Here is a 20,593-nt window from a genome sequence, read left to right as displayed (position 1 = left end):
GGACGGCGCCCGCCCCGGCGGTCCGGACCGGCGGCGGCGCACGGGCCGGGAGGCGGCGGCATGAGCAGCCCCGGCTACGGCAACGGCGACCTGCCCGCCGTCTTCCCCGACTGGTCGCCCTACACCGACCTGGAGTCGGCCGCCCGGGCCTACCTGCGCGACCCCGACATCGCCCTGGAAGCCCTCGGCGGGGTGCTGCGCGGCGCCTCCGTGCTCGGCTTCACCCTGGAACGCTTCGTCAACGAGGTCAACGGGGTGTGGCAGGAGGTCGTCGTCTGCGACGGCAGCCGGCTGGTGCTCTGGCACGGTGAGGACGTCCCGCCGGGGGAGGGGCCGCCCGGCTCGATGACCTCCTCGCTGCGGGTGGTGCCGGTCTCCACGGTCACCGAGGTCGGCTGCCGCCGGCGGCTCACCCGCTCCGACACCGGCGAGGTCCGGGTCGACAGCATCGACGTCTACCTGCTGCTCAGCTCGCTGGACGAGGCGCCGCCCAGCGACGAGGCGGCCGGTGCGCCGCGGCACGACGCCCTGCGCTTCGGCAAGACCCTCGACGACGGCGGCGCCGGGCAGATCGCCCGGCTGGAGGAGTTCGCCCGGCTGGTCGCCTCGGTCGTCGGCCGCCCGATGCTCTGACCGGACGCCACGGGCCGGGGACCCCGTCCCCGGCCCGTGACGTCCGTCAGGTCAGTCCTCGGCCTCCGGGCCGGCCACCTCCGTGCCGTCGCCCGCGCGCACCACGTGGATGCACTCGCCCGGGCACTCCTTCGCCGAGTCGATCACCTCGAGGCGCAGGTGCTCCGGCACGTCCACCCGGGCGCCCAACGTCTGCCGCAGCTCGCCGTCGGGCCCCTTGACGTACGCCAGGCCGTCGACGTCGAACTCGAAGACCTCCGGCGCGTACTGCACGCACAGCCCGTCACCCGTGCACAGGTCCTGATCCACCCAGACCTGCAGCTGGTCCGTCGCGACGTCGGTCACGAAGCACCCCCCATGTTCTCCCGTCCCACCCTCCGACGGTACCCGAACGCCCGTACCCGCCCGTCGACCAGCCCTTGGCGATCAAGCTTCGGTGACGAGCGCGTTGCGGAGGACCGAATCGGGCTCATAGCGGCTAGTGTTAGCTCAGAACGTTCAAGCCCCCCGGGGAGGTGGGACGTGGCACGCAGCGACGACGCGGACTCGCGCGCCGCACGGTGGGAGAAGGAGGCCCACGATCTCTCCACGCAGGTCGCGTTCCTTCAAGAGGAACTCGCTCTGGTGCGGCGCAAGTTGACCGAAAGCCCCCGACACGTCCGGCAGCTCGAGGAGCGGCTGGCGGCCACCCAGGCGCAGTTGGCGCGGCTGACCGAGAACAACGAACGGCTCGTGAGCACCCTCAAGGAGGCTCGCGCGCAGATCGTGACGCTCAAGGAGGAGATCGACCGCCTCGCCCAGCCGCCGAGCGGCTACGGCGTCTTCCTGGCGAAGCACGACGACGGCACGGTGGACGTCTTCACCGGCGGGCGCAAGCTCCGGGTGGCCGTCTCGCCCTCGCTCGAGGTCGAGGAGCTGCGCCGGGGCCAGGAGGTCCTGCTCAACGACGCGCTCAACATCGTCGACGCGTTCGGCTACGAGCGGGTCGGCGAGGTCGTGATGCTCAAGGAGGTGCTCGCCGGGCCCGACGGCGCGCCGGGTGACCGGGCGCTGGTGGTCTCGCACTCCGACGAGGAGCGCATCGTGCACCTCGCGGAGACCCTGATCGGCACCGCGATCCGGGCCGGCGACTCGCTCATGATCGAGCCCCGCTCGGCCTACGCGTACGAGCGGATCCCGAAGAGCGAGGTCGAGGAGCTCGTCCTGGAGGAGGTGCCCGACGTCGACTACTCCGACATCGGTGGCCTCCACTCGCAGATCGAGCAGATCCGCGACGCGGTCGAGCTGCCCTTCCTGCACGCCGACCTGTTCCGCGAGCACCAGCTCCGGCCGCCGAAGGGCATCCTGCTCTACGGCCCGCCCGGCTGCGGCAAGACGCTGATCGCCAAGGCGGTGGCCAACTCGCTGGCCAAGAAGATCGCCGAGCGGCGGGGCGAGGAGAAGCACACCAGCTTCTTCCTCAACATCAAGGGCCCCGAGCTGCTCAACAAGTACGTCGGCGAGACCGAGCGGCACATCCGGCTGATCTTCCAGCGGGCGCGGGAGAAGGCCGGCGAGGGCACCCCGGTGATCGTGTTCTTCGACGAGATGGACTCCGTCTTCCGCACCCGCGGTTCCGGTGTCTCCTCCGACGTGGAGAACACCATCGTCCCGCAGCTGCTCAGCGAGATCGACGGCGTGGAGGGCCTGGAGAACGTCATCGTCATCGGCGCCTCCAACCGGGAAGACATGATCGACCCGGCGATCCTGCGCCCCGGCCGGCTCGACGTGAAAATCAAGATCGAGCGGCCGGACGCCGAGGCGGCCAAGGACATCTTCTCCAAGTACATCCTCTCCGGCCTGCCCCTGCACGCCGACGACCTGGCCGAGCACGGCGGCGACCCGCAGGCCACCGTGGCGGCGATGATCGACGCGGTCGTCCTGCGGATGTACTCGGAGACCGAGGAGAACCGCTTCCTCGAGGTCACCTACGCCAACGGCGACAAGGAAGTCCTCTACTTCAAGGACTTCAACTCCGGCGCGATGATCCAGAACATCGTCGACCGGGGCAAGAAGATGGCCATCAAGGAGTTCCTCACCTCCGGGCGTAAGGGGCTCCGGCTCCAGCACCTCCTCGACGCCTGCGTCGACGAGTTCCGCGAGAACGAGGACCTGCCCAACACCACCAACCCCGACGACTGGGCCCGCATCTCCGGCAAGAAGGGCGAGCGGATCGTCTACATCCGCACGCTCGTCTCCGGCGGCAAGGGCGCCGAGGCCGGCCGGTCCATCGAGACCGCCAGCAACACCGGCCAGTACCTGTAGTCCGACGGCACGACGGAGGCCCGCGGCGCACCGCGCCGCGGGCCTCCGCGCGTCCGCGCCCGGCGCCGCCGCGCGCCGCCACACCGGACGCCCCCGGGCCGCCGCGCCCCCATCCCGCGTGACGGCGACTACGCTCGACGTGACGGGGGACCGGGACGGGCGAGCGGAGCGGGCAGGTCGATGAGCGTTAGACGGATCATGGGCACCGAGGTCGAGTACGGCATCTCCGTGCCCGGCCAGGCCGGGGCCAACCCGATGGTCACCTCCTCCCAGGTGGTCAACGCCTACGGGGCACGACCGGAACTCAACCGGGGCGGCCGGGCCCGCTGGGACTACGAGGAGGAGTCGCCGCTGCGCGACGCCCGCGGCTTCACCTACTCCGGGGCGGCCTACGACCCGGCCGAGGCGCTCGCCGACGAGGACCTCGGACTGGCCAACGTCATACTCACCAACGGCGCCCGGCTCTACGTCGACCACGCGCACCCCGAATACTCCACGCCCGAGGTGACCAACCCCCTCGACGTGGTGCGCTGGGACAAGGCCGGTGAGCGGGTGATGGCCGAGGCCTCCAAGCGGGCCGCCACGATCCCGGGCACCCACCCGATCCACCTCTACAAGAACAACACCGACAACAAGGGCGCCAGCTACGGCGCCCACGAGAACTACCTGATGCGGCGGCAGACCCCGTTCGCCGACATCGTGGCGTACCTGACGCCGTTCTTCGTCACCCGGCAGATCGTCTGCGGCGCCGGCCGGGTCGGCATCGGCCAGGACGGCGGCCAGAGCGGCTTCCAGATCTCCCAGCGCGCCGACTTCTTCGAGGTCGAGGTGGGGCTGGAGACGACCCTGAAGCGGCCCATCATCAACACGCGGGACGAGCCGCACGCCGACGCCGACAAGTACCGCCGGCTGCACGTCATCATCGGTGACGCCAACCTCTCGGAGATCTCCACCTACCTGAAGGTCGGCACCACGGCGCTGATCCTCACCATGATCGAGGAGAAGGCGCTCGGGGCCGACCTGGGCATCGCCGACCCGGTCAGCGAGCTGCGCGCGGTCAGCCACGACCCGTCGCTCAAGCACCTCATGCGGCTGCGCGACGGCCGCAAGCTGACCGCGCTGGACGTGCAGTGGGCGTACCTGGAGCGGGTGCGGTCCTTCGTGGACGACCGCTACGGCAGCGACGCCGACGCGCAGACCACCGACGTGCTCGACCGCTGGGAGAGCGTGCTGGACCGGCTCGGCCGCGACGCCTTCCTCTGCGCCGACGAGCTGGACTGGGTGGCCAAGCTGCGGCTGCTGGAGGGCTACCGGGAGCGGGAGAAGCTCGGCTGGGGCTCGCACAAGCTCCAGCTGGTCGACCTGCAGTACTCGGACGTGCGGCCGGAGAAGGGCCTCTACCACCGGCTGGTGCAGCGGGGCTCGATGAAGACCCTGCTGACCGACGAGCAGACCCGTACCGCCATGACCGAGCCGCCGGAGGACACCCGGGCCTACTTCCGCGGCCGCTGCCTCGCCCAGTACGCCTCCGAGGTCGTCGCCGCGAGCTGGGACTCGGTCATCTTCGACGTGGGCCGGGAGTCGCTGGTCCGGGTGCCGATGATGGAGCCGGAGCGGGGCACCCGCGCGCACGTGGGGCAGCTGTTCGACCGCTGCGAGAGCGCCAAGGACCTGCTGGAGATGCTGACCGGCGGCTGAGCCGGATGCCGGAAAGCCCGTCCCGTGCCGGAACCCGGCGCGCGACGGGCTTTTCGTCGTCGGCGCGAGGTAAGTTGATCGCAGGCGATCGTGGAGGAGGCACACCATGGCGACCCAAGAAGGCGGGCAGACCCAGTCCGGCAAGTCCCACGAGGAGGTCGAGGAGGTCACCGCGCAGGCCAACCCCGAGGTTGCCGAGCGGCACGCCGAGATCACCGAGGACGTCGACGACCTGCTCGACGAGATCGACTCCGTCCTGGAGGAGAACGCCGAGGAATTCGTCCGCGGATATGTACAGAAGGGCGGACAATGAGGCATATGTCCGTTTCGCCCTTCCAGCGGGACTCGGATCCCGCGTAGGACCGGCGTGGACCGGGTGGAATCCCGATCCGGAACATGTGGACCACGATCATCGCACCGGATGGGTGCGCGGGATACTCTGCTTCAACTGCAACGGTGGTCTTGGCCAGTTCCGTGACAGTCCCGCGAGGCTGGCCAGGGCGATCACGTACCTGAGAGGAACCACGTGGCAGCGGGTTTTGATCCATCCGGGCGTCTTCCAGATGTGTTCACCAACGCGGGGACGTCGTCCTTCACAGCGTTCCTGAGCAAGGTAGCCCCGGAGATGCTGCCCGGCCGTCGGCCGCTGCCGCCCGGCATGGCCGCCGACATGGCGCCGCACGCGACGACCATCGTGGCCATCTCGGCCAGCGGTGGCGTGGTGATGGCCGGCGACCGCCGCGCCACGATGGGCAATCTGATCGCCCAGCGGGACATCGAGAAGGTGCACCCGGCCGACGCGTACTCGCTGGTCGGCATCGCGGGCACCGCGGGCATCGGCATCGAGCTGATGCGACTGTTCCAGGTGGAGCTGGAGCACTACGAGAAGATCGAGGGCGCCATGCTCTCGCTCGACGGCAAGGCCAACCGGCTGGCCTCGATGATCCGGGGCAACCTGGGCGCCGCCATGCAGGGCCTCGCCGTGATCCCGCTCTTCGCCGGCTTCGACCTGGCCGCCGCCGACCCGGCCCGGGCCGGGCGGATCTTCAGCTTCGACGTGACCGGCGGCCCCTACGAGGAGACCGGCTACGACGCGATCGGCTCCGGTTCGCTGTTCGCGAAGTCGGCGCTGAAGAAGCGGTTCCGGGCGGGCCTGTCGGTCGACGACGCGGTGCGGCTGGCCGTGGAGGCGCTCTACGACGCGGCCGACGACGACACCGCGACCGGTGGCCCCGACCTGACCCGCCGGATCTACCCGGTGGTGATGACGGCGACCGCCGAGGGCACCCACCGGCTGACCGACGCCGAGACGGCGACGATCGCCGAGAGCGTGGTGTCCGGCCGGATGGAGAACCCGGGCGGCTGACCCCGCTCCCACCTGAGTCAGCAGTCCGCAGCACAACGCCCGAAGGAGAACCGCCGCCGTGGCCATGCAGTTCTACGCCTCGCCCGAGCAGATCATGCGCGACCGCTCCGAGCTGGCCCGCAAGGGCATCGCCCGGGGCCGCAGCGCGGTGGTCCTGAGCTACGAGGGCGGGGTGCTCTTCGTCGCGGAGAACCTGTCCAGCACCCTGCACAAGGTCAGCGAGATCTACGACCGGATCGGCTTCGCCGCGGTGGGCCGGTACAACGAGTTCGAGAACCTGCGCCGGGCCGGGGTGCGGATGGCCGACCTGAACGGCCTGAGCTACGACCGGCGGGACGTCACCGGGCTGGGCCTGGCGAACGCGTTCGCGCAGACCCTCGGCGCGATCTTCACGGAGCAGTCGAAGCCGTTCGAGGTGGAGATCTGCGTGGCCGAGGTGGGCGCCACGCCGGAGGACGACTCGCTCTACCGGCTGACCTACGACGGGTCGGTCAACGACGAGCCGGGCCGGATGGCGATGGGCGGCCAGGCCGAGGCGATCACGGGGGTGCTGAAGAACGAGCATCGGCCGGAGATGTCGCTGGCGGAGGCGGTCCGGGCCGCCGTGAAGGCGCTGAGCAGCGTCGGCGGCGAGGGCGGGGCGGCCCGCACGATCGCGGCCAACCAGCTGGAGGTGGCGGTCCTCGACCGGCGCCGGGTGGGGCGGACGTTCCGGCGGATCACCGGGGCGGCCCTGACCGGGCTGCTGGACGGCGACGCGAGCGCGGACGCGGCGCCGGCGCCGGGGCGGGCGAAGACCCCCACGGTGCCGACCGAGGAGGCGAAGAAGCCGACCACGTCGGCGGGCTCGGCGGACCTGGAGGGTCAGCCGCAGGAGGAGCAGCCCGGGGAGTGACGCGGGCCCGGGTGGCGGCCGAGGCTGTGATCGACACTGGCTCGCCGAAATGGCGGTTTCGCCGGGGCCGGAAGCCGCCACCTCGCCGACCTGGACTCGATCACCTGCGCGTCATCGGCCGGTGAGCCGGCGCGGTGCCGTCAGCGGTGCGGTTTCAGCGGCGTCCACCAGTCGCGGTTGTCCCGGTACCAGTCGACGGTGGCGGCCAGCCCGGCGTCGAGGTCGACGGTGGGAGCCCAGCCGAGCTCCCGGCGGGTGGTGGTGGTGTCCAGGGCGTACCGGCGGTCGTGGCCCTTGCGGTCGGCGACCGGCCGGACCCGCTCCCAGCCGGTGCCGCAGGCGGCGAGCAGCCGGCCGGTGAGGTCCCGATTGGTGAGCTCGTCGCCGCTGCCCAGGTGGTAGACGCCGCCGGCCCGGCCGCGGGTCTGGGCCAGCGCGACGCCGTGGCAGTGGTCGTCGACGTGCAGCCAGTCCCGGACGTTGCCGCCGTCGCCGTAGAGGGGCACGTCGTGCCCGTCGAGCAGGTTGGTGACGAAGAGCGGGATGATCTTCTCGGGGTACTGGTAGGGCCCGTAGGTGTTGGCGCCGCGGGTGACCACGACGTCGAGGCCGTGGGTGCGGTGGTAGGCGAGGGCGAGCAGGTCCGCGGCGGCCTTGCTGGCCGAGTACGGGGAGCTGGGGTCGAGCGGGGTCCGTTCGGTCCAGGCGCCGGTGGCGATGGAGCCGTACACCTCGTCGGTGGAGACCTGGACGAAGCGGCGCACGCCGTGGCGCAGGGCCGCGTCGAGCAGGATCTGGGTGCCGACCACGTTGGTGGTGACGAAGTCGGCGGCGGCGGCGATGGAGCGGTCCACGTGCGACTCGGCGGCGAAGTGCACGACGAGGTCGTGCCCGGCGACGGTGGCGTCGACCAGGGCGGCGTCGCGGATGTCGCCGCGGACGATCCGCAGCCGCGGGTCGGCGCGGACCGGGTCGAGGGCGCCCTCGGTGGCGGCGTAGGTCCAGGCGTCGAGCACGGTGACGGCGTCGGCGGAGAGGTCCGGCTCGGCGCCGGTGAGCAGCCGCCGGACGTACGCCGATCCGATGAAGCCGGCGCCGCCGGTGACGAGGATTCTCACGGCTGGGACCGTACCCGGCGGTGGGATGTGCGAACGCGGGGAATGCCCGGCCCGATGCGGATGAGACCACTGGGTTGAGCGCTGCCCATCTGGGGCCCCGGGCGGCTAATGTCACATCATGGAGCGGCGAATCTTCGGCCTCGAAACCGAGTACGGCGTCACCTGCACCTATCGCGGGCAACGCCGACTGTCCCCCGACGAGGTCGCGCGGTACCTGTTCCGGCGGGTGGTGTCGTGGGGCCGGTCGAGCAACGTCTTCCTGCGCAACGGAGCCCGCCTCTACCTGGACGTGGGCTCGCACCCGGAGTACGCGACGCCGGAGTGCGACTCGGTGACCGACCTGGTGGCCCACGACCGGGCGGGGGAGCGGATCCTGGAGGGGCTGCTCGTCGACGCCGAGAAGCGGCTGCACGACGAGGGCATCGCGGGCGAGATCTACCTGTTCAAGAACAACACCGACTCGGCCGGCAACTCCTACGGCTGCCACGAGAACTACCTGGTGTCCCGGCACGGCGAGTTCGGCCGGCTGGCCGACGTGCTGATCCCGTTCCTGGTCACCCGGCAGTTGATCTGCGGCGCGGGCAAGGTGCTCCAGACCCCGCGCGGCGCGGTCTACTGCCTGTCGCAGCGGGCCGAGCACATCTGGGAGGGCGTCTCCTCGGCGACCACCCGCAGCCGGCCGATCATCAACACCCGCGACGAGCCGCACGCCGACGCCGAGCGCTACAGGCGCCTGCACGTCATCGTCGGCGACTCGAACATGAACGAGGTCACCACGCTGCTGAAGGTCGGCACGGCCGACATCGTGCTGCGGATGATCGAGGCCGGTGTGGTGATGCGGGACCTGACGCTGGAGAACCCGATCCGGGCGATCCGCGAGGTGTCCCACGACATCACCGGCCGGCGCAAGGTGCGGCTGGCCTCCGGCAAGGAGGTCTCGGCGCTGGAGATCCAGCAGGAATACCTGGCGAAGGCGACCGAGTTCGTGGAGCGCCGGGGCGGCGACCAGACCGCCAAGCGGGTGGTGGAGCTCTGGGGCCGCGTGCTGCGGGCCGTGGAGACCGGTGACCTGGACCCGGTGGCCCGCGAGATCGACTGGGTGACGAAGCTGCGGCTGATCGAGCGCTACCAGCGCAAGCACGACCTGCCGCTCTCGCACCCGCGGGTGGCGCAGATGGACCTGGCCTACCACGACCTGCGGCGCGGCCGGGGCCTCTACGGGCTGCTGGAGCGGCGCGGCGAGGTCGACCGGGTGGCCACCGACCCGGAGATCTTCGAGGCGAAGGAGACCCCGCCGCAGACCACGCGGGCGCGGCTGCGCGGCGAGTTCATCCGGCACGCCCAGGAAAAGCGGCGGGACTTCACCGTGGACTGGGTGCACCTGAAGCTGAACGACCAGGCCCAGCGCACGGTGCTGTGCAAGGACCCGTTCCGGGCGTACGACGAGCGGGTGGAGCGGCTCATCGCGAGCATGTGAGGCGGGTTCGGCGGCCGGTGCCGGGAGCGCCGGCCGCCGGGCTCACGGGTACGCTGGCGTCGCGATGAACACTTCCGAACCTGCCGGCCGCCCCGGCCGCGAGACGTCCGCCGGCCACGACGGCGGCGCCGAGAAGCTCAACTGGATCGAGCGGCGCCGGGAGAAGATCCGCGCCGAGGTCGAGCGCAACCGCCGCGGCGAGTTCACCGTGCCGACCTGGGTACTGGCGGCGGCGTTGGTGCTGATCGTGGGTGCCTGGCTGGCGCTGATCTTCCTGGCCGGCTGACGCGCGAACCGCAACGGGGGAGTTGCCCGCGGCCCGGCCGCCCGGCAGGGTGGTCACATCGACCGGATTCGACGGTCGGCGTGCCAGGGGAGGGCGGCGTCATCGCACACATCGACCTGGGGTTGGACGAGAAGGCGCATCCGGGCATCAACGGGCCGATGCTGTTCCGCCCGGAGACCGCGAAGCCACTGAACCAGCTGGCGGAGACGCTGCTGCGCGCCCCGCATCCCACGCTGACGCCCGGCGAGCGCGAGCTGATCGCGGCGTACGTGTCCGGGCTCAACGACTGCACCTTCTGCTGCTCGTCGCACTCGGCCTTCGCCGCCGCCCAACTGCCCGCCGGGATGCACCTGGTCGACCAGGTGCGCGCGGATGTCGGCACCGCGCCGGTCAGCGTCAAGCTGCGGGCCCTGCTGCGGATCGCCGCGGCGGTGCAGCGCAGCGGCCGGGAGGTCACCACCGAGCTGGTCGACGCGGCCAGGGCGGAGGGCGCCACCGACCTGGAGATCCACGACACGGTGCTGATCGCCGCCGCGTTCTGCATGTTCAACCGCTACGTCGACGGCCTGGGCACCTGGGCGCCGCAGGACCCCGAGGCCTACGCGCGGGCCGCCGAGCACATCGTCGCGAACGGTTACGGCGCAAGCTGAGCGCGGCCCGGCTCAGCCCAGCAGGCGGGCCGCGTGCCGGCCGGCGGCGGCCGCGGCCAGGAAGTAGGCGTGGTCGCCGTCGAGCCCGCGCCCCATCGTCGACAGGCCGACCGGGCTGGCCCGCAGCGCCGCGTCCAGGCCGTCGGTGGGCACCGTGACGATCCGGTGCCGCGCCGCGAGCGGGGCCAGCGCGGCGGCCACCTCGGCCGCGAGAGCCGGGTCCAGGCCGTCCGGCACGACCAGCTCCGCGGGGGCCAGGGCGACCCGGCCGTACGCGGTGAGGCTGTGGTGGGAGACGCCACGGTGCCGGGGGCGGGGGTCGGCGTCGGAGACGCGCAGCGAGCCGACCGGCCGCCCGCCCAGCGTGGCGACCGCGTTGACCGCCTCGCCGACGGCCACGCCGGAGAAGCCCCAGCGGGTGCCGGTGCCGAGGTTGCCGGGGCCCTGCGCGACGATCGCGACGTCGGCGCCGAGCACGTGCCGCGCGGCGAGCAGGCCGCTGTGCAGGGTGCTCGCCTCCAGGTCGCCGCCGAACGCCTGGCCCACGCTGACCGTGCCGGCGAGGTGGCCGGCGAGCCCGGCGAGGGTGCGGGAGAACCAGGCCGGCAGCGCCCCGCCGTCGGTGAGCAGGTAGGCCACCCGGGCGCCCGGGGCGTCGGCGTGGACGCCGGCCAGGATCGCGGGCAGCGCGGAGTGCAGGTCGGCGGTGACCACCGGCATCCCGTCCACGGACTCGGCGGCGGCCAGCCGCGCGTGGTGCGGGGAGGCCTCCTCGTCCACCCCGAGCAGGATCGGCTGCAGCGGGGTGTAGCGGGCCTTGACCAGGTGCCCGGCGTCGCGGGTGTCGGCGGCCTGCGGCGGGTCGGCGGGGAGCCGGTCGGGCAGGGCGACGACGAGGGCGTACCCGCCGGTGCCGAGGCCCATGAGCAGGGCGCCGGCGTTGAGCAGCACCCGGTCGCCGGGCTCCGGGTCACCGACCAGCGCGGGATAGGCCAGGGCGCGCATGCGGCCGCCGTCGGGCAGGTCGACGTCGAGTTCCGTGGCGCCGGCCCACCGTCGCCGTACCGCCGTGACCGTGCCGGTCCGCCATCGCACCATGCCGGGCACGCTATCGGCCGGCGACGGGCGGGGGTGCGGCCGGGTCGGCGGCCCGCCGGTCAGGGCACCCCGCCGGGCTCCTGGTCCACCGCCCGCTCGTCCTCGTCCTGGGTGGTCCGGGCCCGGTGCCCGGCGCTGCCGCGCCGGGAGCGGGTCGGGTCGAGGAAGACGTAGCCGATCTCCGGGTATCTGTCGGTGAGCCGCCGCTCGGCCTCGTCGGCGGCGGCCTCGATGTCGGCGCCGGTGGCGTCGTCATGGAAGTCGACCTTGGCGGCGACCAGGATGTCCTCGGGGCCGAGGAACATGGTCATGAGGGTGTCGACGCGGTCCACGGCGGGCAGCCCGGCCAGCTCGCGCTCGATCTGGCGGTGCACGCGGTCGGACACCGCCCGGCCGACCAGCAGCGAGATGTTGCTGCGGGCCAGGATGCCGGCGACGACCAGCAGCAGCACGCCGATGAGGATCGAGGCGACGCCGTCGTAGACCTCGTCGCCGGTGAGGTGTGACAGCGTGAGGCCGGCGGCGGCGAGCAGCAGGCCGATGAGGGCGGCGCTGTCCTCCAGGAAGACCGCCTTGACCGTGGTGTCGGCGGTCAGCCGCAGGTAGCGGTGCGGGCTGGCCCGCCAGCGCCGCGACTCCCTGCGGACCTGCCGGACCGCCCGGGCCAGCGACACCGATTCGATGGCGAAGGAGATCGCCAGGACGATGTACGACGCCAGGTAGTCGCCGGTGTGCTCGTGCACGAGGATGGTGGTGACGCCGTGGGTGATGGCGAAGCCGGCGCCGACCACGAACGTGAACAGCGCGGCGAGGAACGCCCAGACGTAGCTCTCCTTGCCGTACCCGAAGGGGTGCCGGTTGTCGGCGGGCCGCGCCCCGCGGCGCAGCGCCAGGTAGAGCAGGACCTCGGTGGTGGTGTCGGCGACCGAGTGGGCGGCCTCGGAGAGCATCGCCGCGGAGCCGGAGAGCAGGCCCGCGACCAGCTTGGCGATCGCGATGGCGAGGTTCGCGGCGCCGGCCACCACGACGGTGCCGACGCTCTCGCTCTTGATTTCCGGCTCCGCCATGGGCTCACCCTATGGCCGCCGTCGGCCCGTCGCGCGGCGAGCGGCGCGGGGCCCGGGCGGTGTGGTGCGGATCGCCTCGGCGGCGGGACTCCCGCGCGCCGCGCCCGCGCGGGTGCGCGCTGCGGACGTGCGGGCTGCTAGCGTTTCCCACGTGTCGCGGACCCGTACCGAACGCCTGGTCAACCTGGTGATCTGCCTGCTGTCCACGCGACGGTTCCTGACCGCCGCGCAGATCGCCGCGACCGTGCCCGGCTACGAGCACGATCCGGACGACGCCAAGGACCATGAGGCGTTCCAGCGCAAGTTCGAGCGGGACAAGGCCGAGCTGCGGGAACTCGGGGTGCCGCTGGAGACCGGCACGGCCAGCGTCTTCGACGCCGAGCCGGGCTACCGGATCGCGCCCCGGGAATACGCCCTGCCCGACATCCCTCTCGAACCGGACGAGGCGGCCGCCGTGGGCATCGCGGCGCGGCTGTGGCAGCACGCCGGCCTGGCCGCCGCGGCCTCGTCCGGGCTGGCCAAGCTGCGCGCCGCCGGCATCGACGTGGACCCGCAGGCCACGCTGGGCCTGGAGCCGATGGTCACGGTCGACCCGGCGTTCGCGCCGCTGACCGCCGCCGCGCGCGACCGGCGTGAGGTCAACTTCGACTACCGGGTGCCCGACCGGGACGCCCCCACCCGCCGCCGGCTCCAGCCGTGGGGCGTCGTCTGCTGGCGCGGCCGCTGGTACGTGGTCGGCCACGACCTGGACCGGGCGGCGACCCGCTGCTTCCGGCTCTCCCGGGTGGTGGGCGCGGTCCGGGTGACCGGCCGGCCGGAGGCCTACCAGCCGCCCGCCGGGGTGGACCTGATCAGTCACGTGGCCCGCTGGTCCGGGCCGGTGGAGCGCACCGGGCGGGCCACCGTGCTGGTCGCACCCGGCCGCGCCGCTGGGCTGCGCCGCTGGGCGGTGGAGACCCAGACCGGGCCGGACGGCGACCATCTGGTCCTGCCCTACGCCGACGCCGACTACCTGGCCGGCCAGATCGTCGGCTACGGCCCGGACGTGCGGGTGCTGGAGCCGCCGGAGGTCCGCGAGGCTGTCATCCAGCGGCTGAAGGAGATCGCGGCCCGCCACGACGACCTGGCCGTGGCCGGGGGTGCCCGGTGACCCGCCCGGCGGCCCGCGGCGGCCGCGCCTCGGCGGACCGGCTGGCCCGGCTGCTCAACCTGGTGCCCTACCTGCTGGCCCGCCCCGGCATCGAGATCGCCGAGGCGGCCCACGACCTCGGGGTGACCGAGAAGCAGCTCCGCGAGGACCTGGAACTGCTCTGGGTGTGCGGGCTGCCCGGTTACGGCCCCGGTGACCTCATCGACATGGCGTTCGACGGCGACCGGGTGACCATCACCTACGACGCCGGCATCGACCGCCCGCTGCGGCTCACCCCGGACGAGGCCCTGGCCCTGGTCGTGGCGCTGCGGATGCTCGCCGAGACCCCTGGCGTGGCCAACCGGGAGGCGGTCGAGCGGGCCCTCGCCAAGATCGAGAGCGCGGCCGGTGACCTGGCCGGCGCCCCGGTCGAGGTGCGGCTGCCCGGCGACACGGCCCGCGTCCGTGAGCTGCGCGCCGCCGTGGAGCGCGGCCGGGCGCTGCGGATCACCTACTACACGGCGGCCCGCGACGAGACGACCGAGCGCACCATCGACCCGCTGCGGATGCTGATGGTCGGCGGCCGGGCCTACGTGGAGGCGTGGTGCCGCCGGGCCGAGGCCGTCCGGCTGTTCCGGGCCGACCGGATCGACGCGGTCACCGAGCTGGCGGAGCAGGCCGTGGTCCCGCCGCAGGCCCGCCCGCACGACCTCAGCGACGGGGTGTTCCGCCCCTCGCCGGACCTGCCGCTGATCACCCTGCGGATCGGCCGGGGCGAGCGGTGGATCACCGAGTACTACCCGTGCGAGCGGGTCGAGGCCGACGGCGAGCAGTGGCTTGTGTCGCTGCGCGTCACCGACCTGGGCTGGGCCCGCCGGTTCGTGCTCGGGCTCGGGCCCGACGTGACGGTGGTCGCGCCGGCCGAGCTGGCCGAGCAGGTGCGGGCCCAGGCGGCCGCCGCGCTCGACGCGTACGCCACCCCGGTCGACCGCGCCGACCCGGCGGTGGCCGGCGCCACCGGCGTAGGCTGACCGCCGTGGTGACGTGGATCGTGCTCGGGGTCGTGCTGCTCGCGCTGATCGTGCTGGCCCTCGCGGTCCGGCCGGTGCTGGCGCGCCTGCCCCGGCTGCGCCGCGCGGCGCTGGCCCTGCAGCGGCGCGCCACCGAGGCGGAGTCGCTGCGGTCCGCCGCCGAGGAACTCCAGGCGCGGGCCGAGTCGCTCCAGGAGCGGGCGACCGTCGCGCAGGAACGGATCGCGTTGATCAAGGCCAGCCGCGGGAAGTGATCGACGGCGATCGGTCCGCTGTTCGGTAGCTGCGCGTTCGCGGCCGGATCCGCGCACGATTGCGCCCCCGCGGGTGGTTGACGGGACACTCCGGGTTGGCCGAGACTTCACCGACCAGGCCCGCAACCGGGGGCCCGGCAGGGTGGCAACCGCCTTCGACGCACGTACGATGGGCTCCGACCACCCTCACCGACACAGAGCGACTGGAGCTTCCCATGGGTGCCCTCAAGCCGTGGCACATCGCCGTACTCGTGGTCGTGCTGATCCTGCTCTTCGGCGCGAAGCGGCTCCCCGACGCGGCCCGCTCGCTGGGCCGTTCGCTGCGGATCATCAAGGCCGAGACCAAGAGCCTGCACGACGACGACCGTGACCTGGCGGAGAAGGCCGACGCGCAGTCCGGCTACCAGCCGCTCCCGCCGCAGCAGCAGGTCGCGCAGCCGCAGCCGCAGCAGTTCGCGCAGCCGCAGCAGCCGGTCGACCCGGTGCAGCGCGTCCGCGAGAACTGAGCCGAGAGGGCCCCACCACCGTGGCCTTCGGGTTGAAGAAGCGCGGCCCGAGCACGTTCGAGCGGGCCGCCGATGGCTCGATGACCCTCATCGAGCACGTCCGGGAACTGCGTACCCGGTTGTTCCGCGCCTCGCTGGCGATTCTGGTCGGCTTCGGGTTCGGCATCTGGCTGGCGACGCCGGTCCGGACCCTGCTCTCGAAGCCGTACTGCGACCTGCCGCAGTCGATCGACCCGGAAACCGGCAAGTGCCTGTTCGTGCAGCTCGGCGTCGCGGACGTCTTCCTGCTGAACCTGAAGATCGGCCTCTGGGTCGGCCTGATCATCGCCGCGCCGATCTGGCTCTACCAGCTCTGGGCGTTCATCGCCCCGGGCCTGCACAAGCACGAGCGGCGTTACGCGTACATCTTCACGGCGCTGGCCGCGCCGCTGTTCGCGGCCGGCGCGGTGCTCGCGTTCTTCGTCACCACCAAGGGGCTCGAGTTCCTGCTCAACGTCTCCGGTGACGACATCGCGACCAACCTCGAGGTCACCCGTTACATCTCGTTCGTGACGAACCTGATCCTGCTGTTCGGGGTGGCGTTCGAGTTCCCGCTGATCGTGCTGATGCTCAACTTCGTCGGGCTGGCCAGCGCGAAACGCCTGCTGAGCTGGTGGCGGGTGGCGATCTTCGTGTTCTTCGCGTTCTCCGCGGTGGTCACGCCGACGCCTGACCCGTTCGGCATGACGGCGCTGGCGATCTGCCTGTCCGCGCTCTACTTCGGCGCGGTGGCGGTGGCCTTCGTCAACGACCGGCGGCGCAGGCGGGGGCAGGAGCTCTACTCGGACCTGGCCGACGACGAGGTGTCCCCGCTGGACCTGTCCGTCGAGCCGGTCGGTGCCGCGGGCGGGGTCGAGGCCGCCACCCCGGTCGGGGCGCCCGAGCCGATCGCCGCGCCGACGCCGATCGAACGCCGCTACGACGACATGACCTGACCGGTTCCACCGAGCACCGACGCGAACGCCGCCCCCGCCGCAGGGGGCGGCGTTCGTGCGTCCGGTGGTCGGAACAGGGCGAGCGGGGTTCCGGGACACCGTGGCGCCCGGTGGCTCGGCATACTGGCGGCCGTGATCGACAACGACCGGGCGGGACGCCCCGACCTGCCCTCGGCGCTGCGCTTCCTCACCGAACTGGTCGCCTGGGTCGCCGCCCCCTGGGCCCTCGCCCCGCACTCCGTGGTGCTGGCGATCGGCTCGGTGGTGCTGCTCATCGGCCTGCCCACCGTGTTCGCCACCCCCGGCGACAAGCGGCAGGTGATCGTGCCGGTGCCCGGGCCGGTCACCGTCGCACTGGTGCTGCTGCAACTGGTCGCTGCGGCGCTCGGGGCCTGGGCGGCCTGGCCGCGGCCGGTCGCGGTCGCGGTCACTCTGCTGGCGGCGGCCACCCTGGTGACCGAACTGCCCCGCTGGCGCCGGCTCGCCCCGCTCGGACGCGACGGCCGTCCGGCCCGCCGCGCCGCCTGACCCCGCCGGATCAGGCCACCCGGCGGATCGCGCCCTCCGGCGGGGCGGGCACGGCGCCGGGGTGCAGGATCGCCGCGATCGCCTCGGCGCCGTCGACCAGGCGCGGACCGGCCCGCACGACCAGCCCGTCGGCGTCGAGCGCCCAGACCTCCGCGCCGGGGAAGTGCCCGGCCACCCCGGCGGCCTGGGCGACGGCCCCGTCCAGGTGGAAGCCGCACGGCGCGACCAGCACCACCTCGGGCCGGGCGGCCCGCAGCGCCGCCCAGGTGGTCGGCGTGGACCGGGCCCCGGGACTGGTCGCCACCGGCTCGCCACCGGCGGCCTCGACCAGGTCGGGGATCCAGTGCCCGGCGCCGAACGGCGGGTCCACCCACTCCACCACGGCCACCCGCCGCCGGGGCCGGCCGGCCACCGCCGCGCGGACCGCCGCGAGCCGCGCCCGCAGCCCGTCCACCAGGGCGCCCGCCCGGTCCGGCACCCGGGCCGCCGTGCCCACGGCCAGGATCGTGTCCAGCACGTCCGCCAGGGTGTACGGGTCGAGCGACAGCACCTCCGCCCGGCAGCCGAGGTGCTCCACGGCGTCGGCCACCCGGCCCGACGGCAGGGCGCAGACCCGGCACAGGTCCTGGGTGAGGATCAGGTCCGGATCCAGCCCGGCGAGCGCTCCGGCGTGCAGGGTGTAGAGGTCCGCGCCGGTGGCGAGCTGCCCCTTGACGTAGGCGTCGATCTCGCCCGGGCTCATGCCCCGGGTGTCCCGCCCACCCACCACGACGGTGGTGCCGGCCCGGTACGCGGGCGGCACCGCGCACTCGAAGGTGACCCCGACCAGTTCGTCGCCGAGCCCCAGGGCGTAGGCGATCTCGGTGGCCGCGGGAAGCAACGAGACCAGGCGCATGCCGCCATCCTGCCGGTCGCCGCAGTTCCCTCGATCCGCGGGTCCGTGCCGGGGCCCGGCGTTAGTCTGGGGCGGCGCCCGACGCGGTGCGGACCCGTCCCCGGCCCGCCGAGCATCGGTGCCGGTGGCGCGACGGCCCTCTCCCGGGAGGCAATGTGGTGTCCGATCCGATCGAGGCGTTCTTCGCGCAGCTCGCCCGGCAGGCACCGGGGCGGCTGCTGCGCCGCACCGCCGGCACGATCCGGTTCGAGCTGGAGGGGACCGACGGGCTCGACGTCTGGCACCTGACCATCGACAACGGGCGGATCGGGGTGGACCGCCGGGCGCGGCAGGCCGACACGGTGATCCGGACCCGGCGGGACTTCTTCCTCCGGATGTGCCGGGGGGAGGCCAAGCCGCTCACGGCCTGGTTGCGCAACGACATCACCGCCGAGGGGCACTTCCGGTTCGTGGTGCTGCTGGAGCGGCTCTTCCCGGCGCCGCCCGCGGCACGGCATCCGCGGGCCCTGACCGGGGAACCCGGATGAACCCGAACCTGGTCCGCGTACTGGACGGCAACGTCTTCGTGCTCAGCGACGACAACGGCGACATCGAGGCGACCAGGATCAACCCGGTCGGCTTCTTCGACTTCGACACCCGGTTCCTGTCGGTCTGGCGCCTCACCCTGAACGGGGAGCGCCTGAGTAAGCTCTCCACCGCCGAGCGGGACCACCTCCACCTGCGCTTCTTCCTGGTCCCGGGCGCGCCGACCCACTACGTGGACGCCAAGTCGTCGCTGATCCGGGAGCGGACGATCAACGGGGGTGTGTTCGAGGAGCGCCTGACGGTGTTCAACCACCATCACGCGCCGGAGGATTTCACCGTGCGGCTCGACGTGGGCAGCGACTTCGCGCCGATCCTGGGCGTCGCCGCCGACCGCACGCCGCCGGGACGGCTCTACCACCGGCGCGAGGAGCGCGGGCTGTGCCTCGGCTACCAGCGGGAGAGGTTCCAGCGGGAGACGGTGGTGACCAGCAGCGAACCGGTGCGGGTGGACGAGCGGGGCCTCACCTGGACCGTGCGGCTGGCGTCCAAGGAGGCCTGGACGGTGAAGCTGCGGGTCCGGTCGCTCGTGCTGCGCCCGGACGGTGTGGACGTCCGGGCCCGGTTGGAGCGGCGGCCCCGGGCCCGCCTCCACGAGCGGCAGGACGACCTGGCCGGGTGGCTGTCCCGGGCGCCGCAGCTCAGTTGCGACTGGGAGGCGCTGACCGACGTCTACCGGCGCAGCCTGGTGGATCTGGCGGCCCTGCGCTACTCGCCATTGACCCTGCCCGACCAGGTGATGCCCGCCGCCGGGCTGCCCTGGGCGGCCACCATCACCGGCCGGGACAGCATCCTGACCAGCTTCATGGCGCTGCCCGTCGCGTCCGAGCTGGCGTCGGCCACGGTGCGGATGCTCGGCATCGACCAGGGTGCGGTGCTCGACGACTTCCGCGACGAGGAACCCGGCAAGATCCTCCGCGAGTTCCGCTACGGGGAGATGGTGGCCTTCGAGGAGCGCCCGCAGTCCCCGTACTACGGCAGCGCCGACGCCACCCCGCTCTACGTGATCCTGCTCGACGAGTACGAGCAGTGGAGCGGCGACGTCGACCTGGTGCGGGAGTTCGAGGACGAGACCCGGGCGGCGCTGCACTGGATCGACGAGTACGGCGACCTGCTCGGTGACGGCTACGTCCGGTACCTGCGGCGTAACGAGCACTCGGGCGTGGCGAACCAGGGCTGGAAGGACTCGCCGGAGGCGATCTGCTACGCCGACGGGCGGCTGCCCGGCCCGCCGCTGGCCACCTGCGAGCTCCAGGGGTACGCGTACGACGCGAAGCTGCGCGGCGCGCGGATGGCGCGGGAGTTCTGGGGCGACCCGGCGTACGCCGACCGGCTGGAGGGGGAGGCCGCGGCGCTGCGGGAACGCTTCAACCGGGACTTCTGGATCGCCGACCGGGGCTACTACGCGCTCGCCCTGGACGGCGACGGCCGGCAGGTCGACGCGCTGGCGTCCAACATGGGCCACCTGCTGTGGAGCGGCATCGTCCCCGCGGACCGGGCCGCGCAGGTCGCGGCCCACCTGGTCGGTCCCCGGCTCTTCTCCGGCTGGGGGATCCGCACCCTGGCCACCGGCCAGGAGCGGTACAACCCGCTCGGCTACCACGTCGGTGCGGTGTGGCCGTTCGACAACGCGCTGATCACCTGGGGCCTGCGCCGGTACGGCTTCGCCGAGGAGGCGGGGAGGATCGCCGAGGCCATCGTGGACGTGTCCGGGTACTTCCACGGCCGGCTGCCCGAGGCGTTCGCCGGCTACCCGCGCGAGCTGACCGAGTATCCGGTGCGCTACCCGACCGCGAACAACCCGCAGGCCATGGCGACGGCCGCCCCGTTCCTGCTGCTGCGCGCCCTGCTCGGGCTGGAGACGGTCGGTGAGCACCTGCTCATGGCGCCGCGGGTGCCGGCCCGGTTCGGCCGGGTGGAACTGCTCGACGTGCCGGGCCGGTGGGGCCGGCGGGACGTGATCGGCAGCGGGCTGGCCCACGCCGACCATTGACTACGCCGCGCATCGGGGCAGCCCGGCCGGGGGCCGTCGACCCCGTGCCAACCGCTGCCCTTGCCAGGACGCCGGGAGTGCTTAGACTCTGCTGACTCCGCCGAAGTCC

23 protein-coding genes are annotated in these 20,593 nt (G+C 73.0%); 18 read left to right on the top strand and 5 right to left on the bottom strand.

What is annotated here, in order from left to right; translation table 11 throughout:
- Nucleotides 1-60 precede the first annotated feature (60 nt).
- Complete coding sequence (locus GA0070214_RS19815; protein ID WP_091265882.1) at nt 61-633, top strand: hypothetical protein; 573 nt, start codon at nt 61-63, stop codon at nt 631-633.
- Nucleotides 634-684: 51 nt separating this feature from the next.
- On the opposite strand, the gene GA0070214_RS19810 is transcribed toward GA0070214_RS19815, so the two are convergent.
- Nucleotides 685-978: a ferredoxin gene (locus GA0070214_RS19810; protein WP_091265879.1), complete on the bottom strand. Its 294-nt coding sequence runs from the start codon at nt 976-978 to the stop codon at nt 685-687.
- Between the two features lie 177 nt (nt 979-1,155).
- On the opposite strand from GA0070214_RS19810, the gene arc reads away from it, so the two are divergent.
- The 6 genes from arc to prcA all read left to right on the top strand — a co-directional run bounded on the left by arc (nt 1,156) and on the right by prcA (nt 6,896).
- Nucleotides 1,156-2,937, top strand: coding sequence for a proteasome ATPase (arc, locus tag GA0070214_RS19805; protein ID WP_091265875.1), 1,782 nt, complete (start codon nt 1,156-1,158; stop codon nt 2,935-2,937).
- Nucleotides 2,938-3,117: 180 nt separating this feature from the next.
- Complete coding sequence (dop, locus tag GA0070214_RS19800) at nt 3,118-4,635, top strand: depupylase/deamidase Dop (protein ID WP_091265872.1); 1,518 nt, start codon at nt 3,118-3,120, stop codon at nt 4,633-4,635.
- Nucleotides 4,636-4,741: 106 nt separating this feature from the next.
- Complete coding sequence (locus GA0070214_RS19795; protein WP_073836803.1) at nt 4,742-4,948, top strand: ubiquitin-like protein Pup; 207 nt, start codon at nt 4,742-4,744, stop codon at nt 4,946-4,948.
- Nucleotides 4,926-5,243 (top strand): endonuclease VII domain-containing protein, encoded by a 318-nt coding sequence (locus GA0070214_RS33045; protein ID WP_377463559.1) that lies wholly within the window; start codon nt 4,926-4,928, stop codon nt 5,241-5,243. The genes GA0070214_RS19795 and GA0070214_RS33045 overlap by 23 nt, the downstream gene beginning before the upstream one ends.
- Nucleotides 5,162-6,001 (top strand): proteasome subunit beta, encoded by an 840-nt coding sequence (prcB, locus tag GA0070214_RS19785; RefSeq protein WP_208602831.1) that lies wholly within the window; start codon nt 5,162-5,164, stop codon nt 5,999-6,001. The genes GA0070214_RS33045 and prcB overlap by 82 nt, the downstream gene beginning before the upstream one ends.
- A 58-nt stretch (nt 6,002-6,059) precedes the next feature.
- Entirely contained in the window at nt 6,060-6,896 is an 837-nt protein-coding gene (gene prcA, locus GA0070214_RS19780) for a proteasome subunit alpha (protein WP_091265865.1), read from the top strand.
- A 140-nt stretch (nt 6,897-7,036) separates the two neighbouring features.
- Here the strand turns inward: prcA and rfbB are convergent, their stop codons facing one another.
- On the bottom strand, nt 7,037-8,014 hold the full coding sequence (gene rfbB / locus GA0070214_RS19775; protein ID WP_091265863.1) for a dTDP-glucose 4,6-dehydratase: 978 nt from the start codon (nt 8,012-8,014) through the stop codon (nt 7,037-7,039).
- 118 nt (nt 8,015-8,132) lie between these two features.
- On the opposite strand from rfbB, the gene pafA reads away from it, so the two are divergent.
- The 3 genes from pafA to GA0070214_RS19760 all read left to right on the top strand — a co-directional run bounded on the left by pafA (nt 8,133) and on the right by GA0070214_RS19760 (nt 10,427).
- A complete protein-coding gene (gene pafA, locus GA0070214_RS19770; protein ID WP_091265859.1) occupies nt 8,133-9,491 on the top strand; it encodes a Pup--protein ligase in 1,359 nt (452 codons plus the stop codon).
- Between the two features lie 64 nt (nt 9,492-9,555).
- Complete coding sequence (locus tag GA0070214_RS19765; RefSeq protein ID WP_091265856.1) at nt 9,556-9,777, top strand: hypothetical protein; 222 nt, start codon at nt 9,556-9,558, stop codon at nt 9,775-9,777.
- Between the two features lie 101 nt (nt 9,778-9,878).
- Nucleotides 9,879-10,427, top strand: coding sequence for a carboxymuconolactone decarboxylase family protein (locus tag GA0070214_RS19760; RefSeq protein WP_091266623.1), 549 nt, complete (start codon nt 9,879-9,881; stop codon nt 10,425-10,427).
- Between the two features lie 12 nt (nt 10,428-10,439).
- Here the strand turns inward: GA0070214_RS19760 and GA0070214_RS19755 are convergent, their stop codons facing one another.
- The gene (locus GA0070214_RS19755) at nt 10,440-11,525 is read right to left on the bottom strand and encodes a DUF3866 family protein (protein ID WP_091265853.1); all 1,086 of its coding nucleotides are present in this window, start codon (nt 11,523-11,525) and stop codon (nt 10,440-10,442) included.
- Nucleotides 11,526-11,584: 59 nt separating this feature from the next.
- Complete coding sequence (locus tag GA0070214_RS19750) at nt 11,585-12,592, bottom strand: cation diffusion facilitator family transporter (RefSeq protein WP_091265850.1); 1,008 nt, start codon at nt 12,590-12,592, stop codon at nt 11,585-11,587.
- Between the two features lie 151 nt (nt 12,593-12,743).
- Between GA0070214_RS19750 and GA0070214_RS19745 the strand changes: the two genes are divergently transcribed.
- The 6 genes from GA0070214_RS19745 (at nt 12,744) to GA0070214_RS19720 (ending at nt 17,014) form a co-directional block, all read left to right on the top strand.
- On the top strand, nt 12,744-13,742 hold the full coding sequence (locus tag GA0070214_RS19745) for a helix-turn-helix transcriptional regulator (RefSeq protein WP_091265847.1): 999 nt from the start codon (nt 12,744-12,746) through the stop codon (nt 13,740-13,742).
- Complete coding sequence (locus GA0070214_RS19740) at nt 13,739-14,752, top strand: helix-turn-helix transcriptional regulator (protein ID WP_091265844.1); 1,014 nt, start codon at nt 13,739-13,741, stop codon at nt 14,750-14,752. Before GA0070214_RS19745 ends, GA0070214_RS19740 begins: the two co-directional genes overlap by 4 nt.
- A gap of 5 nt (nt 14,753-14,757) precedes the next feature.
- Complete coding sequence (locus GA0070214_RS19735; RefSeq protein WP_091265841.1) at nt 14,758-15,006, top strand: hypothetical protein; 249 nt, start codon at nt 14,758-14,760, stop codon at nt 15,004-15,006.
- Between the two features lie 215 nt (nt 15,007-15,221).
- Nucleotides 15,222-15,512: a Sec-independent protein translocase subunit TatA gene (tatA, locus tag GA0070214_RS19730; RefSeq protein ID WP_091265840.1), complete on the top strand. Its 291-nt coding sequence runs from the start codon at nt 15,222-15,224 to the stop codon at nt 15,510-15,512.
- A 20-nt stretch (nt 15,513-15,532) separates the two neighbouring features.
- A complete protein-coding gene (gene tatC, locus GA0070214_RS19725; protein ID WP_091265838.1) occupies nt 15,533-16,486 on the top strand; it encodes a twin-arginine translocase subunit TatC in 954 nt (317 codons plus the stop codon).
- A 132-nt stretch (nt 16,487-16,618) separates the two neighbouring features.
- Nucleotides 16,619-17,014, top strand: a complete 396-nt coding sequence (locus GA0070214_RS19720) for a hypothetical protein (RefSeq protein WP_208602830.1) — start codon at nt 16,619-16,621, stop codon at nt 17,012-17,014.
- A gap of 10 nt (nt 17,015-17,024) precedes the next feature.
- On the opposite strand, the gene GA0070214_RS19715 is transcribed toward GA0070214_RS19720, so the two are convergent.
- Nucleotides 17,025-17,909, bottom strand: a complete 885-nt coding sequence (locus tag GA0070214_RS19715) for an ABC transporter substrate-binding protein (protein ID WP_091265834.1) — start codon at nt 17,907-17,909, stop codon at nt 17,025-17,027.
- Between the two features lie 158 nt (nt 17,910-18,067).
- On the opposite strand from GA0070214_RS19715, the gene GA0070214_RS19710 reads away from it, so the two are divergent.
- The gene (locus tag GA0070214_RS19710) at nt 18,068-18,436 is read left to right on the top strand and encodes an SCP2 sterol-binding domain-containing protein (RefSeq protein WP_167364297.1); all 369 of its coding nucleotides are present in this window, start codon (nt 18,068-18,070) and stop codon (nt 18,434-18,436) included.
- Nucleotides 18,433-20,484: an amylo-alpha-1,6-glucosidase gene (locus tag GA0070214_RS19705; protein WP_091265830.1), complete on the top strand. Its 2,052-nt coding sequence runs from the start codon at nt 18,433-18,435 to the stop codon at nt 20,482-20,484. The genes GA0070214_RS19710 and GA0070214_RS19705 overlap by 4 nt, the downstream gene beginning before the upstream one ends.
- Nucleotides 20,485-20,593 lie beyond the last annotated feature (109 nt).

Origin of the sequence: Micromonospora chaiyaphumensis (genome assembly GCF_900091435.1) — a bacterium.
Lineage (GTDB): Bacteria > Actinomycetota > Actinomycetes > Mycobacteriales > Micromonosporaceae > Micromonospora > Micromonospora chaiyaphumensis.
The sequence above is the reverse complement of the archived record's forward strand: the minus strand, read 5'-3'. Positions and strand labels throughout refer to the sequence as shown.

Coding starts and splice junctions, on each gene's coding strand:
- GA0070214_RS19815 (WP_091265882.1), top strand. CDS start 61: ATGAGCAGCCCCGGCTACGGCAACGGCGACCTGCCCGCCGTCTTCCCC.
- dop (WP_091265872.1), top strand. CDS start 3,118: ATGAGCGTTAGACGGATCATGGGCACCGAGGTCGAGTACGGCATCTCC.
- GA0070214_RS19795 (WP_073836803.1), top strand. CDS start 4,742: ATGGCGACCCAAGAAGGCGGGCAGACCCAGTCCGGCAAGTCCCACGAG.
- GA0070214_RS33045 (WP_377463559.1), top strand. CDS start 4,926: ATGTACAGAAGGGCGGACAATGAGGCATATGTCCGTTTCGCCCTTCCA.
- pafA (WP_091265859.1), top strand. CDS start 8,133: ATGGAGCGGCGAATCTTCGGCCTCGAAACCGAGTACGGCGTCACCTGC.
- GA0070214_RS19765 (WP_091265856.1), top strand. CDS start 9,556: ATGAACACTTCCGAACCTGCCGGCCGCCCCGGCCGCGAGACGTCCGCC.
- GA0070214_RS19755 (WP_091265853.1), bottom strand. CDS start 11,525: ATGGTGCGATGGCGGACCGGCACGGTCACGGCGGTACGGCGACGGTGG.
- GA0070214_RS19750 (WP_091265850.1), bottom strand. CDS start 12,592: ATGGCGGAGCCGGAAATCAAGAGCGAGAGCGTCGGCACCGTCGTGGTG.
- tatA (WP_091265840.1), top strand. CDS start 15,222: ATGGGTGCCCTCAAGCCGTGGCACATCGCCGTACTCGTGGTCGTGCTG.
- GA0070214_RS19715 (WP_091265834.1), bottom strand. CDS start 17,909: ATGCGCCTGGTCTCGTTGCTTCCCGCGGCCACCGAGATCGCCTACGCC.
- GA0070214_RS19705 (WP_091265830.1), top strand. CDS start 18,433: ATGAACCCGAACCTGGTCCGCGTACTGGACGGCAACGTCTTCGTGCTC.